At 71.1% G+C, this 16,501-nt stretch carries 17 protein-coding genes, 1 rRNA gene and 1 pseudogene; 12 read left to right on the plus strand and 7 right to left on the minus strand.

Features of this window, described 5'->3' with window-relative positions; translation table 11 throughout:
- The 5 genes from rrf to ACT4N7_RS22970 form a co-directional block, all read left to right on the plus strand.
- A 5S ribosomal RNA gene (gene rrf, locus ACT4N7_RS22950) occupies positions 1-87 on the plus strand; the annotation flags it as partial.
- Positions 88-378: 291 nt separating this feature from the next.
- A complete protein-coding gene (locus tag ACT4N7_RS22955; RefSeq protein WP_444830894.1) occupies positions 379-1,248 on the plus strand; it encodes a GNAT family N-acetyltransferase in 870 nt (289 codons plus the stop codon).
- Entirely contained in the window at positions 1,245-2,000 is a 756-nt protein-coding gene (locus ACT4N7_RS22960; protein ID WP_444830895.1) for a type 1 glutamine amidotransferase, read from the plus strand. The genes ACT4N7_RS22955 and ACT4N7_RS22960 overlap by 4 nt, the downstream gene beginning before the upstream one ends.
- A 2-nt stretch (positions 2,001-2,002) precedes the next feature.
- Positions 2,003-5,008: a bifunctional [glutamine synthetase] adenylyltransferase/[glutamine synthetase]-adenylyl-L-tyrosine phosphorylase gene (locus ACT4N7_RS22965; RefSeq protein ID WP_444830896.1), complete on the plus strand. Its 3,006-nt coding sequence runs from the start codon at positions 2,003-2,005 to the stop codon at positions 5,006-5,008.
- 63 nt (positions 5,009-5,071) lie between these two features.
- Positions 5,072-5,494, plus strand: coding sequence for an acyl-CoA thioesterase (locus tag ACT4N7_RS22970; protein ID WP_444830897.1), 423 nt, complete (start codon positions 5,072-5,074; stop codon positions 5,492-5,494).
- 34 nt (positions 5,495-5,528) lie between these two features.
- On the opposite strand, the gene ACT4N7_RS22975 is transcribed toward ACT4N7_RS22970, so the two are convergent.
- Together ACT4N7_RS22975 and glnA are read right to left on the minus strand one after the other, a co-directional pair.
- On the minus strand, positions 5,529-6,611 hold the full coding sequence (locus tag ACT4N7_RS22975; protein WP_444830898.1) for a DUF1611 domain-containing protein: 1,083 nt from the start codon (positions 6,609-6,611) through the stop codon (positions 5,529-5,531).
- A gap of 250 nt (positions 6,612-6,861) precedes the next feature.
- Complete coding sequence (glnA, locus tag ACT4N7_RS22980; protein WP_444830899.1) at positions 6,862-8,286, minus strand: type I glutamate--ammonia ligase; 1,425 nt, start codon at positions 8,284-8,286, stop codon at positions 6,862-6,864.
- A gap of 239 nt (positions 8,287-8,525) precedes the next feature.
- On the opposite strand from glnA, the gene ACT4N7_RS22985 reads away from it, so the two are divergent.
- The gene (locus tag ACT4N7_RS22985; protein ID WP_444830900.1) at positions 8,526-9,008 is read left to right on the plus strand and encodes an RDD family protein; all 483 of its coding nucleotides are present in this window, start codon (positions 8,526-8,528) and stop codon (positions 9,006-9,008) included.
- On the opposite strand, the gene ACT4N7_RS22990 is transcribed toward ACT4N7_RS22985, so the two are convergent.
- The 5 genes and pseudogenes from ACT4N7_RS22990 to ACT4N7_RS23010 all read right to left on the minus strand — a co-directional run bounded on the left by ACT4N7_RS22990 (position 9,005) and on the right by ACT4N7_RS23010 (position 12,029).
- Positions 9,005-9,130, minus strand: coding sequence for a hypothetical protein (locus ACT4N7_RS22990; RefSeq protein ID WP_444830901.1), 126 nt, complete (start codon positions 9,128-9,130; stop codon positions 9,005-9,007). The genes ACT4N7_RS22985 and ACT4N7_RS22990 overlap by 4 nt on opposite strands.
- 418 nt (positions 9,131-9,548) lie before the next feature.
- Positions 9,549-9,839 (minus strand): annotated as a pseudogene (locus tag ACT4N7_RS22995) (DUF6597 domain-containing transcriptional factor); the annotation flags it as partial.
- 5 nt (positions 9,840-9,844) lie between these two features.
- Positions 9,845-10,609: a GNAT family N-acetyltransferase gene (locus ACT4N7_RS23000; RefSeq protein WP_444830902.1), complete on the minus strand. Its 765-nt coding sequence runs from the start codon at positions 10,607-10,609 to the stop codon at positions 9,845-9,847.
- Positions 10,610-10,649: 40 nt separating this feature from the next.
- Positions 10,650-11,240 (minus strand): Uma2 family endonuclease, encoded by a 591-nt coding sequence (locus ACT4N7_RS23005; RefSeq protein WP_444830918.1) that lies wholly within the window; start codon positions 11,238-11,240, stop codon positions 10,650-10,652.
- A gap of 60 nt (positions 11,241-11,300) precedes the next feature.
- Positions 11,301-12,029, minus strand: a complete 729-nt coding sequence (locus ACT4N7_RS23010) for a DUF4191 domain-containing protein (protein WP_444830903.1) — start codon at positions 12,027-12,029, stop codon at positions 11,301-11,303.
- A gap of 53 nt (positions 12,030-12,082) precedes the next feature.
- Between ACT4N7_RS23010 and ACT4N7_RS23015 the strand changes: the two genes are divergently transcribed.
- The 6 genes from ACT4N7_RS23015 (at position 12,083) to ACT4N7_RS23040 (ending at position 16,482) form a co-directional block, all read left to right on the plus strand.
- On the plus strand, positions 12,083-14,176 hold the full coding sequence (locus ACT4N7_RS23015; protein ID WP_444830919.1) for an ATP-dependent DNA helicase UvrD2: 2,094 nt from the start codon (positions 12,083-12,085) through the stop codon (positions 14,174-14,176).
- 139 nt (positions 14,177-14,315) lie between these two features.
- Entirely contained in the window at positions 14,316-14,525 is a 210-nt protein-coding gene (locus ACT4N7_RS23020; protein ID WP_444830904.1) for a hypothetical protein, read from the plus strand.
- A 133-nt stretch (positions 14,526-14,658) separates the two neighbouring features.
- Positions 14,659-15,048 carry a WhiB family transcriptional regulator gene (locus ACT4N7_RS23025; protein WP_444830905.1) on the plus strand — a complete coding sequence of 130 codons (390 nt, stop codon included), beginning with the start codon at positions 14,659-14,661 and terminating at the stop codon, positions 15,046-15,048.
- The gene (locus ACT4N7_RS23030; RefSeq protein ID WP_444830906.1) at positions 15,045-15,260 is read left to right on the plus strand and encodes a hypothetical protein; all 216 of its coding nucleotides are present in this window, start codon (positions 15,045-15,047) and stop codon (positions 15,258-15,260) included. Before ACT4N7_RS23025 ends, ACT4N7_RS23030 begins: the two co-directional genes overlap by 4 nt.
- A gap of 152 nt (positions 15,261-15,412) precedes the next feature.
- Positions 15,413-16,282, plus strand: a complete 870-nt coding sequence (locus ACT4N7_RS23035; RefSeq protein ID WP_444830907.1) for a methyltransferase — start codon at positions 15,413-15,415, stop codon at positions 16,280-16,282.
- A 2-nt stretch (positions 16,283-16,284) separates the two neighbouring features.
- Positions 16,285-16,482 carry a hypothetical protein gene (locus tag ACT4N7_RS23040; protein WP_444830908.1) on the plus strand — a complete coding sequence of 66 codons (198 nt, stop codon included), beginning with the start codon at positions 16,285-16,287 and terminating at the stop codon, positions 16,480-16,482.
- The last annotated feature ends 19 nt before the right edge of the window (positions 16,483-16,501 follow it).

Consider the following 16,501-nt stretch of genomic DNA (forward strand, 5'->3'; position numbering starts at 1 on the left):
GGTCCCATCCCGAACCCGGAAGCTAAGCCTGCCAGCGCCGATGGTACTGCACTCGCGAGGGTGTGGGAGAGTAGGACGCCGCCGGACAAAAGTTGCAGGGTGCCCCCTGTTCGCGGAACACGCGAACCGGGGGCACCTTTTGCGTTCACACTGGGGGCCCGAGCCCCCAGACCCCCACGGTGCGTCCACACCCGACCCAGCGTGGTTCGCTCGCCTGCGGCTCGCATCGAGTGTGTAGCCAATGGCAGGGTCGCCCACGGTGCGGCACGTCGTGATCCAGCGGAGTTCGCTTGGCTTCGCCCTCGCATTGGTATGTTCGGGCGCCTAGTCGAGCGATAATCGGTCGCGGCAATCGGCGCGCGTCGAGACTATGGCCGTATGACGGTTGTTCGGTATGGGGATGTTCGGCGGTTCTGGGCGGTGGCGGGCGCCTTGTTCGAGCGTGACGTCGTCCGGCACACAGTGGCGCTTACCGCCATGGGGCGGCTGCTCACGGCACCGAGCGAGCACGACATCGACCTGGAACTCTTCACCGTTCACCACGGCGATCTGCTTGTCGGGGCGGGGTTTCGGACGCCGCCGTGGCCATTGGTGGTGGGGGCCCTGCCGCCCGAGGTGCATGGCGAGGTCATCGAATTCCTGGTCGCCGAGGGAATCGAAGTCAGCGGGGTCGCGGGGCCGCGGGACGTGGCCGACGACTTCACGGTGGCGTGGACGGCGGCGACCGGCGACGTCGTTGATCACACGATCGGGCAACGTCTGTACCGCCTGGGGGAGTTGGCGCCGCCGACCGTGGGTGGGGAGTTCAAGCTCGGCACGGCCGACGACATCACGCTGGTGGGGGCCTGGTGGGACGCGTTCGCGGTCGAAGCGCTACACCCGCAGGGTGGCGACGCGCTCCCCGGCGAGACGCAGGTCCGGCAGGCCCTCGACTTCGGCAAGTGCGTCGGTATCTGGTGTGACGCCACCGGCCGCCCTGTGGCCCAGGCCACGGCGAGCCCACCTCTTACCGGTATGTCCCGCATCGGTCCCGTCTACACCCCGCCCGAGTTCCGTGGCCGGGGATACGGGAGCGCGGCCACCGCCGCCGCGGCCCGGTGGGCGCTCGACCACGGCGCGCGGGACGTGCTGCTGTTCACCGACCTGAGCAACCCGGTGTCGAACTCGATCTACCAGCGCATCGGGTTCCGGCCCGTGCTCGACGCCGTGGAGTACGGGTTCGCGGCGCGGCATACTCTCGTCGTGTGACGTCCGTACGCATCCTGGTCGTGCAGCTCGCCGACATGGACCCGCCGGCACAGCTCGCCGAATGGCTGACCGACGCGGGCGCCGAGCTGCACCTGGTCCACCCCTACCGCGAACCGCTGACCGCCGATCCCACTGACTACGCCGCGGTGGTGTGCCTCGGCGGCCCGATGGGGGCCAACGACGTCATCGAACACCCGTGGCTCGTCGGCGTCCGCGCGCTCCTCAGCGCGTGCGTGGCGAGCGGCACGCCCCTGCTCGCGATCTGCCTCGGCGCGCAGCTCCTGGCCGTGGCGACGGGCGGGCAGGTGACAGTCGGGCCGGAGGGTCCCGAGGTCGGCTGCGGCCTCATCGCCAAACGCGATCTCGGCTGGTCCGACCCGCTGTTCGCCGACCTGCCGCTGATGCCCGACGTCGTGCAGTTCCACTCCGACGCCGTGGTGCGGCTGCCCGCGGCCGCCGACCTGCTCGCCGCCTCGACCCGCTACCCGAACCAGGCGTTTCGGATCGGGCGGGTCGGCTACGGCATCCAGTTCCACATCGAGACCACCCCCGAGATCGTGCTCGACTGGGCGCGCGCGAACCCCGACGTGGCGGCGCTCGCCCGACCCGGTGACCTCACCCCGGAGCGGCTCGCCGAGCTGCACGCCGACGTCGAGGAGACCTGGCGCCCGTTCGTCGACCGGTTCGTCAGCCTCGCCCGCGGCGAGCTGGCGCCGGTCGGCCCGGCACGCCCGCAGCTCCCGATGATCTGACCATGACCGACCCCGCCCGCTCGATCTCGTCCGCGGCCCGCTTCGGCCTGACCGAGAGCCGGGCCGAGCGGGACCTGCGCGCGGCCGGGCTATGGGGCGAGGTCGGGCCGGTGCCCGAGTACGAGGTCACGCTGACCGCGCTGTCCCGCAGTCCCGATCCCGACCTCGCGCTGCGCGGCCTCGACCGCATCCGCGAGTCCGACCCGGACGGCTGGCCCGACCTGCGCGCGGCCATCACCGAGGACCGCAGGCTGCGCGGCAGGCTCCTCGCCGTACTCGGCTCGTCCAGCGCGCTGGCCGACTTTCTCGCCACGCGACACGGCGCGTGGCGCAGGCTCGGCGGCGGCGCCACCGACGTCGACGGCTACACCGCGACGCTGCTCTCCGCCGTCGGCGCCGACGACAGCGACGTCAGTCCCCAGGGGCCAGTGGCCGCGCTGCGCGGCCCGGAAGCCGTGCGGGCGCTGAAGTTCGCCTACCGCGGCCTGCTCCTGGAGGTCGCCGCCGACGACCTCGGGCACCTGGTGGAACCCGGGCAGGCCGCGCCGAGCTACGAGCAGGTCGCAGGCCAGCTCAGCGACCTCGCCGAAGCCGCGCTGCGTGCCGCGCTCGCCGTCGCCTGGGCGGAGAACGGTGGGGCGCCCGCGCAGGCCAAGGCCCGGCTCGCGGTCATCGCGATGGGCAAGTGCGGCGGCCACGAGCTGAACTACGTCAGCGACGTCGACGTGGTCTTCGTCGCCGAGGACGATGCCGCGCTGGCCACCCGGGTGGCCAGCGCGATGATGCGGGTGGGCCACGAGGCGTGCTTCGAGGTCGACGCGGCGCTGCGGCCCGAGGGCAAGGCGGGCGCGTTGGTGCGCACCCTCGACGGGCACGCGGCCTACTACAAGCGCTGGGCGCGCACCTGGGAGTTCCAGGCGCTGCTCAAGGCCCGCCCGATCGCGGGCGACGCCGACCTCGGCGCGGGCTACCTCGACGTGGTGCGGCCGATGGTGTGGACCGCGGCCGACCGGGAGAACTTCGTCACCGACGTCCAGGCGATGCGCCGCCGGGTGGAGAAGCACGTCCCGTCCGAACTGCTCGAACGCGAGCTCAAGCTCGGCCGCGGCGGGCTGCGCGACGTCGAGTTCGCGGTGCAGCTCCTGCAGCTGGTGCACGGCCGCACCGACGAGACACTCCGCCTTGGGTCCACAGTGGACGCTCTGGCGGCGCTCGGCGCCGGCGGCTACGTCGGGCGAACCGACGCCGTCGAACTCGCCGACTCGTACCGGTTCTTGCGCACGCTGGAACACCGGCTGCAACTGCAGCGGCTGCGCCGCACCCACCTGTTCCCCGCCGAGCACGAGACCGACGACCTGCGTTGGCTGGCCCGCGCGGCGGGCGTCGGTCCCGAGCGGGGCCGGTCCGCCGGGCAGGTGCTGCTGGCCGAGTTCCGCAGGCACGCCAACCGAATCCGCAGGCTGCACCAGAAGCTGTTCTACCGGCCGCTGCTCGAAGCCGTGTCCCGGGTGCCGACCAGCGCGCTGCGGCTCACCGCCGAGCAGGCGCAGGCCAGGCTCGCCGCGCTCGGCTACACCTCGCCGGACGGCGCGCTCCAGCACATCAAGGCGCTCACGGCAGGCGTGTCGCGGCGGGCCGCCATCCAGACCGCGCTGCTGCCGGTGCTGCTCGACCTGCTCGGCCACACCCCCGACCCCGACGGCGGACTGTTGGCCTACCGCAAGGTTTCCGAGGCGCTGGCGGCGACGCCGTGGTACCTGCGGGTGCTGCGCGACGAGGGCGCCGTCGCCGAGCGGCTGGCCATCCTGCTGGGCACCTCCAAGCTGGTGCCCGACCTGATCGTCCGCGCGCCCGAGGTGCTTCGGTTGCTGGCCGACCCGAAGGAGTTGACCGTCCGCGATCCGGCCGAGGTCGCGGCGTCGCTGCGCAACGCGGTCAACCGGCACGGCTACCTCGGCAACGCCGTCACCGCCGCGCGATCGCTGCGCAGGCACGAACTGCTGCGCATCGCGTGCGCGGACCTGTTGGGGTTCATGGAAGTGCTGTCGGTGTGCGCGGCGCTGTCGAGCGTGTGGAGTGCGGTGCTGCAGGCATCGCTGGCCGTGGTCGACCGCGCGGAATCCGCGGCCGCGGGCGGTCGCCTGGCCACCATCGCGGTCATCGGCATGGGCAGGCTCGGCGGCGCCGAACTCGGCTACGGCTCCGACGCGGACGTGATGTTCGTTTGCGAGCCCACTGCCGGAGTGTCCGATTCGGACGCGCTGAAATACGCGGGCCGGGTCGCGCAGAGCGTGCGCAAGCTGCTCGGCTCGCCCAGCCAGGACCCGCCGCTGCAGGTCGACGTCGATCTGCGACCAGAGGGCAGGCAGGGCCCGCTTGTGCGGACGCTGGAGTCCTATCGGGCGTATTACGCGCAGTGGAGCGAAGTCTGGGAGGCGCAGGCGCTGCTGCGCGCGTGCCCCGTCGCGGGCGACGACGACCTCGGCGCCCGGTTCATCGCCATGATCGACCCGGTTCGCTACCCCGCGGGCGGCCTGGATTCCGTGCACATACGGGAGATCCGGCGCATCAAGGCCAGAGTGGACACTGAACGGCTGCCCCGCGGCGCCGACCCGACGACGCACACCAAGCTCGGCCGCGGCGGCCTCGCCGACATCGAGTGGACCCTGCAACTCCTGCAGTTGCGGCACGCGCACACGCACCCGTCGCTGCGCACCACGTCCACAGTGGACGGACTGCGGGCGGCGGCCGAGGTCGGCCTCATCGCGCGCGCCGACGCCGACGCGCTGTGCGAGGCGTGGCTGCTGGCCACCCGGGTACGCAACGCGGCGACCCTGGTACGCGGCAAGCAGACCGACCAGGTGCCGACCCACGGCCGGGAACTCGCCGCCGTCGCCTGCGCGCTGGGCCACGCCCTGGATGAAGATCCCGGGGTGTTCCTCGATTCCTACCGCCGCACGACCCGGCGCGCCCGCGCCATCGTGGAGCACCTCTTCTACGACGACTGAGCGGGCTGTCGCGCTGGTCACGGCCGCGCGCGAACTGTCAGGGCGAGAAATTAGAGTCTGCCCATGACCGTCCAGCCCTGGAGCATCCGCATCCCGGTGCGCAGCTACGAACTTGACAGCCTCGGCCACCTCAACCACGCCGTGTACCACCAGTACGCCGAGATCGCGCGCGTCGAGGGCTTCCACGCGGCGGGGTGTAGCTGGTTCGCGCTGATCGAGGCCAAGACCGCGCCCGTGCTGCTGTCCTCGACCATCCACTTCCGCAGCGAACTGCGCGCGGGCGACGTCGTCGACGTCACCTGCACGGTCAAGTTCGGCAGCGGCAAGACCTTCGCCAACGACTCCACCATCACCAAGCTCGACGGCACCGTCGCCGCCGAGATCACCTGCGTCGTCGGCATCATGGATCTGAACCTGCGCAAGCTCGTCGCCGATCCGCGCGCGGTGCTGGAGTCCTTCGGCTTCGACACCTCCGTGGTGCCCTAACGGGAGTCTGGACGGGACGACACCGGCCGAGCCGCTACGCCATGACCTCGCCAACCCCGTGCTCGACCAGCGCGTCCGTGCTCGCGCGGCGCAGCAGTTCGCCCGCGAGGGCCGGGGACTGCAGGTCTTCCGAGCCGTACACCGGCACGTCCAGGCCTGCCTGCGCCTCGCGCACCGCGAGCGGCGACACGGTGAGCAGGCCGCTGACCGCGAGCACCGGGTGGCACGCCGAACGCAGCCGCTGCACGCCGTAGAGCGCGCCGGAAGAGTCGGCCGCGGCGAACAGCACGCCGTTGGTGATGCGGCGCATCTCCGCGCGGTCGAGGAGTTGCGCCGTCTCCGGCTGGAGCAGGCCGTCCGCGATCTCCAGCACGATCGCGTCGACGCCGCGGGCCATCAGGTGCCCGTGCAGCAGTTGCGCGCCCGCCACCAGCCGGTCCATCGGGATGCGGAACGTGGTGGCCATGCCCGCGTCGGTGAAGTCCAGCGCGGCCACCGCGCCCGCGTCACGGAACAGCCACGGGTCGCCGCCCGCCGCCGTGCCGGTGACCTTGGCCGCGCCGACCCGCATGCCCGCGCGGGACAGGCCGTGCACCAGGGACGCGACCGTGGTGGTCTTGCCCGAGTTCATCGACGTGCCGACCACGATGAACGTCGGCGGCTTGCGCAGCGCGTGCAGCGGCGCGCCCAGCGCCAGGTCGGACACGTTGAGCACGCGGCCCGACCCGTCGCCGACCAAGCCCAGCGGGCGCACCTTCGTCGGCGCGCTGACCGCGGCGTTGCGGCTGCGTACCTTGCCCAGCACGCCACCCGCGGCGACCAGGTCGCACGCGCCGAGGTCGTCGGGCAGCTCCGCCTCGAAGTGGTCGGGGGCGTAGCGGGCGCCGTAGGCCACCAGGATCTCGTCGCCGACGTAGAGCCGCGCCTTGCGGCCGTCGGTCAGCTCCAGCACCTGGTGGTAGCCCATCTTGGTGACCTCGGCCAGCACCAGGTCGCCGTGATTGGGTTGATGATCACTGTGATGGACGAGGGCCAACGGCTTGTCGCGATCGAGATTGCGCACGGAGTAGCTCGTCTTGAGCCGGGCGACGCGTGCGGGATCAAGGGAAGCGAACATGGCGGGTCCTCGTCGATAGCTCGGGATAGCGCCCGATCGGGCGTTGATGCGCGGGAGCGTAGAGCCTCCCGAGCCGACAAGGGAATCCACCCGACATCTCGATTAGGGAAACAATCCTGTAACCCAGGTAACACTGCAGGTGAGCCCGAATGATGTACCTGATCGGGTGGTGGCGACCCGCTGTCCTCGACAAGAAACGGGGCGGCGGTCGGGGTTCTCCCCGCGACCGCCGCCCCGAGTTTCGGGCGGATCAGACGTCGTAGTACAGGCCGAACTCGTACGGGTGCGGGCGCAGGCGCAGCGGGTCGATCTCGTGCTCGCGCTTGAACGCCACCCAGGTCTCGATCACGTCCGGGGTGAACACACCACCTTCGAGCAGGTAGTCGTGGTCGGCCTCCAGCGCGTCGAGCACCTCGCCGAGCGACGCGGGCACCTGGGCGACCTGCTTGGCCTCGTCCGGCGGCAGCTCGTAGAGGTCCTTGTCGATCGGGGCGGGCGGCTCGATCTTGTTCTTGACGCCGTCCAGACCGGCCATCACCATCGCGGCGAACGCCAGGTACGGGTTGCCCGAGGAGTCGGGGCAGCGGAACTCGACCCGCTTGGCCTTGGCGTTGTTGCCCGTGATCGGGATGCGGACACAGGCCGACCGGTTGCGCTGCGAGTACACCAGGCTGACCGGGGCCTCGTAGCCGGGCACCAGGCGGTGGTAGGAGTTCACCGTCGGGTTGGTGAACGCGAGCAGGCTGGGCGCGTGCGCGAGCAGGCCGCCGATGTAGTGCCGCGCGGTGTCGGACAGGCCCGCGTAGCCGGACTCGTCGTGGAACAGCGGCTCGCCGTCCTTCCACAGCGACTGGTGGCAGTGCATGCCCGAGCCGTTGTCACCGAAGAGGGGCTTGGGCATGAAGGTCGCCGACTTGTCCGCCTGCCACGCGGTGTTCTTGATCAGGTACTTGAACAACTGCAGGTCGTCCGCGGCGTGCAGCAGCGTGTTGAACCGGTAGTTGATCTCGGACTGGCCCGCGGTGCCCACCTCGTGGTGCGCGCGCTCGACGGTGAAGCCCGAGTCCTGCATGTTCAGCACCATGGCGTCGCGCAGGTCGGCGAAGTGGTCGACCGGCGGCACGGGGAAGTAGCCGCCCTTGTACTTGGTCTTGTAGCCCTTGTTGCCGCCGTTCTCGTCCGACCCGGTGTTCCACCAGCCCTCGACCGAGTCGATCTCGTGGAACGAGCCGTTCTCGGTGTAGTCGAAGCGGACCGAGTCGAAGATGTAGAACTCGGCCTCGGCGCCGAAGAACGCGGTGTCGGCGAAACCGGTCTCCGCGAGGAACAGTTCGGCCTTGCGCGCGATGTTGCGCGGGTCGCGGCTGTAGGCCTCCCTGGTGAACGGGTCGTGCACGAAGAAGTTGATGATCAGCGTCTTCTCGATCCTGAACGGGTCGAGGCGCGCGGTGTAGGGGTCGGGCAGCAGCAGCATGTCCGACTCGTGGATCGACTGGAACCCACGCACCGACGAGCCGTCGAACGCGAGTCCCTCGGTGAAGGCGTCCTCGTCGAACGACGTCGAGGGAACGGTGAAGTGCTGCATGACGCCCGGCAGATCGCAGAACCGGACGTCGACGAACTTCACGTCTTCATCGGCGATGAAACGCAGGACCTCGTCGGAAGAGTTGAACACGCTCGTTGACTCCTTCTTCTCCTCTGCCGGCCGCGGCCGGCGTACCGCGCGAGCGGGCAGCCGAACCCTGGTCGACGATCACGGCCGCGCAGTGCCGTGCCCGCTCTGCGTGATGACGCTAAAAGGACGGTGTTGCCCGACCGTCACCCCGATGTTTCGCGGGTGTTAACGACAGCCGGTTCCGCTCATGAAGCATGCCAGGGGTCAAGTCCGCAAGCACTTCGCCTTACGCTGGTGGGGTGAGCAGATGGACCGGTTCCTGGCTGTCCGGGCCCAACGCCGCGCTGGAGCCCGTCGACGGCCCCCAGCGGTGGCGCGGCGAGCGGCTCGGCCTGCCCGAACGCGGTCCGCGCTCGGTCGCGTCCACCGGCATCCGGCTCGGCGCGCTGGTGCTCGACCTGGTGCTGGCGTCCCTGGTCACCTCGGTGTTCTTCCGCCCGGAGTTCGGCGACCCGGCGGTGATGCGCGAGTTCAACTACTGGGCGTTGCTGGCCTGGTTCGTGATCACCCTCGCGGGCGTGTCGCTGCTCGGTGTGACGCCGGGCAAGACGCTGCTCGGGCTGCGGGTGGTGCGGATGGACGGCTCCACGATGGTCGGCCCCCCGCGCGCGGGGCCGCGCACGCTGCTGGTCGCCCTGCTGGTGCCCGCCGCCATCACCGACAAGGACGGCCGCGGCCTGCACGACCGGCTCGTCGGCACGATCGAGCTGCGGACCCGCTAGCCGAACGCGCCGATCAGCAGGCCCATGACGGTGAACGACACCGTGTGGTACCCGCTGTCGATCGCCGCCAGCGCCAGCGACCGGCGCTCGAACAGCGAGGTGGTGACCTGCGCGGTCAGCACCCAGCCCGTGCCGACCAGTGCGTCCGCTTGTCGCGGTGCCGACAAGCCCGATGACCCGGTTGAACCGCAGGATGCGCGCCAACGTCCGCGGCGCGATGCCCACCTCGACGCGGAACTGGCGCAGCAGGTGCTGATGGGTGACGCCCAGCCGCTCGGCGAGGCTGCGCACCCCGATGCCCGGCTCGGCCAGCATCGTCGCCACGGCGGCGCGGACCCGGCCCGCGGCCTGCCGGTCGATCCGCAGCCGTGGCACCAGCGCCCGCTCGATCGCGTCGAGCCGTTCGGCGGTCGTGCCCGCGTGCAGCAGGCGGTCGCGCAGGTGCAGCAGCAGGAGGTCGTCGAAGCCCGGCAGCTCCTCGACAGCGTCGCTGAGCTCGTGCATCGGCAGCGGCCACAGGGCGTGCAGCCCGCCGGGGCGGAACCGCAGGCCCACCAGGTCGGTGAACGAGGCGGGCTGCAGGGTGAGCGGGCCGCGCTGCATGCCCGCGACGAAACTGTGCCGGTATGGGCGGACTGTCGTCTCGTCCACGACCGTCTCGTCCACGACGCGGTGTGCGGTGTCGTCCATCGAGATGATCACCTCGACGACGCCGTTGGGCAGCACCCGTTCGCGGCTGTCGGGCTCCTCCGGCCCGCGGGCGAACCACACGCACTGGAGCACGCCCGCCAGCGCGGCGGGCGGCGCCACCACGACAAACGGCTCCGACACGCCGTTCAGGGGAGCGGCGTGGGGGTGTCCGCCAAGTGCACGGCGCTCGCGATCGGGGCGAAACCGACCTTGCGGTAGACCCGGTCCGCGTCGTCGCCGCCCGGTGTCAACCAGGCGAGCCGCACCGCCGCCAGTTCAGCGGCGGCCCGCACGGCGTGTGCGGTGACCAGCCCGCCGAGGCCCTTGCGCCGATGCTCGGCCGGCGTCGCCACGCCGACGATCTCGGTCACGCCGTCGGCGACCTGCGTCCAGGAGGCGACGGCCACGGGCTTGCCGTGCAGCCGGGCCAGCACGGAGCCGCCGTCTTCCGGGGGTGGCGGCTCGCCGCTGGGTGGGTCGGTGACCACCTCGAAGGCCGCGTTGCCGATCGCGTTGCCCGCCACCCGGTCGGCGACCGTGCGCACGACCTCGACGGTCACCCCGTCCGGCGGGTCGGGCAAGGTCACCTGATCGGGGTCGACGGTCATCAGCGGTACCCGCGCGGTGACGGTCAGTCCCGCGGCTTCGAGTGCTTCCGCCGCGCCGGGACACGCCTGGTCGATCAGTTCGAACCGCAGCCCACCGGGCGGGAACGCGGCCCGCAGGATCGCCAGCGCGTCGGTCACGTCGGTGATGGGTTCGCCGGGGTTGGCGGCCACGGCGTAGGAGAAGAACGCGTGCGCGCCGGGGGCGAGCAGGCCGGTGAAGGGGCCTGCCGGAACGAGTTGGCGGGCCCGGGAGAGCCCGGCAAGCTGCGCGGCCGCGATACGGGCGGCGGTGGCGTGTGGCACGTGGCGACGGTAGCCGGGGATTGTGTTGGTGCGCCTCGAATTATCCGAGGGCGTTCAGGTCGATGGTGACGGGGAAGGGGATGGTGGTGGTGAACGTGCCGGTGGCCTCGTTGTCGTTCTGGTACCCGAATTCCTCGGTGTGGTGGTAGGCGATGAGCGAAATCGGTGTGTCGGTGTCCACCAGCCAGTAGTGCGGAATGCCCGCGTCGGCGTACTCGCCGTGTTTGGTCACCCGGTCGGTGCGGCGCGACCCTGGAGAGATGATCTCGACGACAACCAGTACCTCCGAGGCGCGGAGAATCCCGCCTTCGGCGTCCAGCCGGTCGACGGCATCGGCGTGCAGGATCATCAGGTCCGGTCTGCGGCTGAAACCAGGCCCGCCGGGCGGGCCGAATTCCAGGTCCACGTCGAGATCCTGGATCACCAGTAGATGCTCGGGTAGCTGGGCATCGAGTTGGCTGTTCAGTTTGAATGCCGCACGGTTATGGCGGTAAGTGGGACTTGGAGACATCAACAGGCGGCCCTCTAGCAGCTCCGTGTACCCGAACTCGGTCTCACCGAGCGCGGCGTACTCCGCAATGGTCAGCAGGTGTGTGGGCGCGCTCGACTCGGCTTGATGCGGTGCGGGCATCGCGGTCACGGCTCCTCCTCACGTCTGCCGACAGGCTGCCATAGGGGTACGACAAACGGCCTAACGCCTGCGGATCGTGCGCTGCACGCTGCGCATCTTGGCGCCCTGGGGCATGGGGCCCTTGGGCAGCGCGGCTGCGCGGCTGGCGATGGCGGCCAGCCGCTTCTCCACCCCGTCGATGTCGGCGGGGCGCAGGTTGTTGGGCAGCTTCATCAGGTGCCGCTGCAGGTTGCGGAGCTGCACCTGGCCGTCGTCGTTGCCCACGATCACGTCGTAGATCGGAGTGTCGCCGACGACCCGGGCGGTGCGCTTCTTCTCCTGCGCGAGCAGGGACTTCGCCCGGTGCGGCGCGCCCTCGGCGACGAGGATGATGCCCGGCCGGCCGATCACCCGGTGCACCGCGTCGAGTTGGGTGGTGCCCGCGACGGTCGGGGTGACGCGCCAGCGGCCGCGCAGGTTCTCCAGGGCCCAGGCTGCCGCGCCCGGCTGGCCGTCCGCCTTGTTGTAGACGTTCTTCTGCACCCGCCGACCGAAGATGATCACGGCGGCGAGCAGGCCGAACGCGATGCCGACGGGCAGCACGAACCACTCGATCGCCAACAGCAGCCCGATGCCGAACACCACACCGGTCACCACCAGGAGGGCGCCCAGCATCAGCGGGATGAGGGCCTTGTCCTCCTTGCGCTGCATGTTGAACGCCTGGAAGAACTGCCCGCGCTTGGCCTTCGACGCGGCCTTGCGCGCCTTCTTGGCTTCCTTGGCGGCCGCTTTGTCCTGCTTGTCAGCCATACCCATCAGGATACGGGGCGGGGTCCCGCATCCGGCAGGTGCGCTCTGTCAAGATGCTCGGCATGGCTGGCGAACGCGGACCGACCGACCTGCTCGCCGGGCTCGACCCGGACCAGCTCGCCGCCGTGTGCGCCCCTCGTGGCCCGGTGTGCGTGCTCGCGGGCGCGGGAACCGGCAAGACGCGCACCATCGTCAGCCGCATCGCGCACCTCATCCACTCCGGCCACGTCGCCGCGGGCCAGGTTCTCGCCGTGACGTTCACCGCGCGCGCGGCGGGGGAGATGCGCACCCGGCTGCGCGCACTCGACATCCACGGCGCGCAGGCGCGCACGTTCCACGCCGCCGCGCTGCGCCAACTCCGCTACTTCTGGCCGCGGGTGGTCGGCGACGAGCAGTGGGAGCTGATCGACGGCAAGCTTCGCCTGGTCGGCCAGGCCGCGCACCGGGCGGGCCTCGGGCCTGAGCGGGAGACCCTGCGCGACCTCGCGAGCGAGATCGAGTGGGCCAAGGCGTCGCTGGTCGCGCCGCAGGACTATCCCGCCGCGGCCGTTCGGATGCGCCGCGAACCGCCCGTGTCCGCCGAGCAGGTCGCGACGATCTACGCGGGCTACGAGGAGCTGAAGAACCGCGCCCGCCAGCTCGACTTCGACGACCTGCTGCTGCACACCGCTGCCGCCTTGGAGGAGCACTCGGTGGTCGCCGAGGAGTTCCGTGAGCGCTACCGCTGTTTCGTCGTCGACGAGTACCAGGACGTCACCCCGCTGCAGCAGCGGGTGCTCGACGCGTGGCTGGGCCGCCGCGACGACCTGACCGTGGTCGGCGACGCGAACCAGACCATCTACTCCTTCGCGGGCGCCTCCGCCCGCCCGCTGCTCGACTTCACCCGGCGCTTCCCCGAGGCCGCGGTCGTCCGTCTTGAGCGCGACTACCGCTCGACGCCTCAGGTGGTGTCATTGGCCAACCGGGTCATCTCGGCCGCCCGCGACCGGCCTGCGGGCTCCCGGCTGCGGCTCGTCGGCCAGCGCCCAGACGGCCCCGAGCCCCGGTTCGCCGAGTACGACGACGAGACCATCGAGGCCAAGTCCGCCGCGGCGCGCATTCGGGAGCTGCTCGACGACGGCACTCCGTTGAGTGAAATCGCCGTGCTCTTCCGGGTCAACGCGCAATCGGAGGTCTACGAGCAGGCGCTCACCGAGGCCGACATTCCTTATCAGTTGCGCGGCGGCGAGCGGTTCTTCATGCGCCAGGAGGTGCGCCAGGCGGTGGCCGCGCTGCGCACCGCGAGCACCGGCGGGCCAACCGGCGAGCTGCCCGCGTTGGTGCGCGGGCTGCTCGCGCCGCTCGGGCTGACGCCGGACCCGCCCGCGGGCGGCACCGCGCGGGAGCGCTGGGAGTCGCTGCTCGCGCTGGTCGAGCTGGCCGAGGAGCTGACGGAGGCGGTGACGGGCGCCGATCTCGCGCACTACGTGCGGGAGTTGGAGCTGCGCGCGCAGGCACAGCACCCGCCGACCGTGGCGGGCGTCACGCTGGCGTCGCTGCACTCGGCGAAGGGGCTGGAGTGGGACGCGGTGTTCCTCGTCGGCCTGGTCGACGGCACCGTGCCGATCCAGCACGCCGACGGCGACGACGTCGCGATCGAGGAGGAGCGCAGGCTGCTCTACGTCGGGGTCACCCGCGCGCGGACCCACCTGTCGCTGTCGTGGGCGCTGGCCCGCGCCGAGGGCGGCAAGCGCTACCGCAGGCGCAGCCGGTTCCTCTACGGCCTGATCCCGGAGAACCACCCGACCGCGCGGGTCGCCACCGCGGGCCGCCAGCGCGAAGCAGGCAGGCCGATGCCGGTGATCCGGCATTGCCGGGTCTGCGGCGACAAGCTTGTCGGCACCATGCCGACCAAGCTCGGCCGTTGTGAGAGCTGCCCGTCGGATCTCGACGAGGGCCTGCTCGACCGGCTCCGGGAGTGGCGGATGGAGCGCTCCAGGGGCCTCAAGGTGCCCGCATACGTGATTTTCACCGACGCCACGCTGCTCGCCATCGCCGAACAACGTCCGGCCGACCGGGCCGCGCTCGTCGCGATCTCCGGTATCGGGGCCGCCAAACTGGACAAATTCGGCGCCGAGGTGCTCGCGGTCGTGTGTGCGGGCGCCTGATCGAGTACGATGTGACCGGCGTCACACGAAGTTCTGGAAAATCGGTTGCGAGCCCTCCGTGAGGGCCAATAACCTGCAATGGCGGGGCACGAAGTGCCCCGACAATGTCGCCCAACGGACTCTGGAGGAGGTGGCCAGGATGAAGATCTTCACGATGAACCCAATCCCCGGCTACCTGGCGTCCCGGGGCACAGCCATGTCCAAGTTCGGGTGCGGCTTGGCCAAGGCCACGCGTGTGCAGCGTGAGCGGTTCACCGAAGGCGTCATCGCCCGGGCGACCGCGCACGCCGGCGTCCTCGATGTCGATGTTCCGAACCACCCGTCCGCCCTCTCGGGCTGGAGGACTTGACCCTGTCAAGACCCCCAGGCTCGCAGAGGCCGCGGACTCCGAACATCGGAACCCGCGGCCTTTTTCTTTGTCCCACAACGGTTTCCACCCTTGTTCAGTGTTGCAAACTCGGAATAGTCAGGAGCTTTACACCATGTCAACCGCCACTGTTCCGCTCACTGGCGGAGCATTCACCGACCTGCTGGGCCCACCTGGCTCTGGGGTGAGCGAGCTGCTCGACGCGGCTCCCGCCGCCGGTCTGGACCTGCCTTGCCGGTCGAGCGACAACCCGGACCTCTGGTTCGCCGACGCGCCCGCGGAGCTGGAGCGCGCCAAGGGCCTGTGCGGGGACTGCCCGGTGCGCGCCGCGTGCCTGGCCTCGGCCCTCGCCCGGCACGAGCCATGGGGTGTCTGGGGCGGCGAGATCTTCGAGCGCGGTGTCGTCATCGCGCGCAAGCGTCCCCGGGGACGTCCGCGCAAGGAGGACGTCGCTCGCGAGGCCGCCGAGCGCGGTGTCCTGACCCGGGATGAGGTCGCCGCGTGAACGCGCTGATGAAGGACCCGATGTACCACTTCAAGCCAGAAGGACCTACGCAAATGTTGCTCTACGAAAATCTCGCCAGATCCCGAATGCGCGAGGCGGAACAGGTGGCGCGCACGCACCGCCTGGTCCGCCGGCTGAGCGCGGCCAAGCGCTGGGAACGGGTCTCGAAGTGGGCGGCACGGCGCGCCGATCGCGTCACCACCGCGCTCTGACCCGGTCCGCACAACTCGGCAGGGGATGCCCGCCACCGCACTCGCGGTGGCGGGCATCCGTCGTCGCGGCGTGGCCCGCCGACGGTCGTCCGACCAGGCGGTCATGGCCGGGTACTGGCCGGGCCGCGCGGGCTGTGGCTACCGTCTGCGTCATGGCCCACACCCATGACGGCATCGACTGGACCACCCGGCTCGCCCCGATGCGGCGCGCCGACGAGATCGAGGCGGAGGTCAACTCCTGGGTCGCGGACCGGCTGGTCGACCTGCTGCCGCCCGGGGCGACGGTGGTCGACGTCGGGTCCGGGTCCGGCGGGATGGCCGCCGCCCTCACCGCGGCCCTCGCCGCGCGCGGCGGCGGCCGGATCGTGCTGGTGGACGCCGTGCCCGAGCTGCAGGCGGCCGCCGCCGAGCGGTGCGCGGCGGTCACGGGCAACAAGGTCGAGGTGCTGGCTGTGCTCGCCGACGCGGCCGACGAAGCGCTCGCCGAGCAGGTCCCGACCGCCGACCTGGTGTGGGCGTCGGCGGTGGTCCACCACCTGCCCGACGAGCGGCGCGGCGTCGCGGGCCTGATCCGGCTGCTGCGTGCGGGCGGCTGGTTCGCGCTGGCCGAGGGCGGGTTGAACACCAAGTGCCTGCCGTGGGACCTCGGCGTCGGGGAGCCCGGCCTGCAGGAGCGGCTGATCGCCGCCGGTCGGGAGTGGTTCGCGGACATGCGCGCCGGGATGGACGGCGTCGTCAGGATGCCGGTCGGCTGGAATCGCGCGCTCGCCGAGGCCGGCCTGGTCGACGTCAGCGCGTTCAGCTACCTGGTCGACCTGCCCGCGCCCGCGTCGGAGACGGTCCGGCTGTCCGTGGCCGACTGGCTGGGCTGGATGTCGAACGTGGACGGTGACCGGCTGTCGGAGTCCGACCGCGCGGCGGTGGCCCGGCTGCTGGACCCGAACGGTCCCGACTGGGTGGTGGCCCGCGACGACGTGTTCGTGCTCAGCGCCGCCACTGTCCACCTCGGCCGCGCGACGTAGCCGTGGCCGACGACCCCGCTGCCCGAATCACCGCCGTGACCTGCTCGATCTGCGGGTGCGCCCGAGCGGGCGTGCCGCCGCTGGAAGCCCTGTCGTGGGCGGTGGAGAACGACGAGCGCGGGTCGCGGTGGCTGTGCCCAGGGTGCGCCCGCACGCATGTGCGCGCCATCGAGGGCAAGCTCCCCGCCGAGTACTGGTGACCGTGCCGGGCGTCGCCAG

The organism is Actinokineospora sp., assembly GCF_052390155.1.
Taxonomy (GTDB): Bacteria; Actinomycetota; Actinomycetes; order Mycobacteriales; family Pseudonocardiaceae; genus Actinokineospora.

Bases quoted from the DNA above. Each gene is read 5' to 3' on its own strand.
- ACT4N7_RS22955 (WP_444830894.1), top strand. From the start codon at position 379: ATGACGGTTGTTCGGTATGGGGATGTTCGGCGGTTCTGGGCGGTGGCG.
- ACT4N7_RS22965 (WP_444830896.1), top strand. From the start codon at position 2,003: ATGACCGACCCCGCCCGCTCGATCTCGTCCGCGGCCCGCTTCGGCCTG.
- ACT4N7_RS22970 (WP_444830897.1), top strand. From the start codon at position 5,072: ATGACCGTCCAGCCCTGGAGCATCCGCATCCCGGTGCGCAGCTACGAA.
- ACT4N7_RS22975 (WP_444830898.1), bottom strand. From the start codon at position 6,611: ATGTTCGCTTCCCTTGATCCCGCACGCGTCGCCCGGCTCAAGACGAGC.
- ACT4N7_RS23005 (WP_444830918.1), bottom strand. From the start codon at position 11,240: ATGCCCGCACCGCATCAAGCCGAGTCGAGCGCGCCCACACACCTGCTG.
- ACT4N7_RS23010 (WP_444830903.1), bottom strand. From the start codon at position 12,029: ATGGCTGACAAGCAGGACAAAGCGGCCGCCAAGGAAGCCAAGAAGGCG.
- ACT4N7_RS23015 (WP_444830919.1), top strand. From the start codon at position 12,083: ATGCTCGGCATGGCTGGCGAACGCGGACCGACCGACCTGCTCGCCGGG.
- ACT4N7_RS23020 (WP_444830904.1), top strand. From the start codon at position 14,316: ATGAAGATCTTCACGATGAACCCAATCCCCGGCTACCTGGCGTCCCGG.
- ACT4N7_RS23025 (WP_444830905.1), top strand. From the start codon at position 14,659: ATGTCAACCGCCACTGTTCCGCTCACTGGCGGAGCATTCACCGACCTG.
- ACT4N7_RS23035 (WP_444830907.1), top strand. From the start codon at position 15,413: ATGGCCCACACCCATGACGGCATCGACTGGACCACCCGGCTCGCCCCG.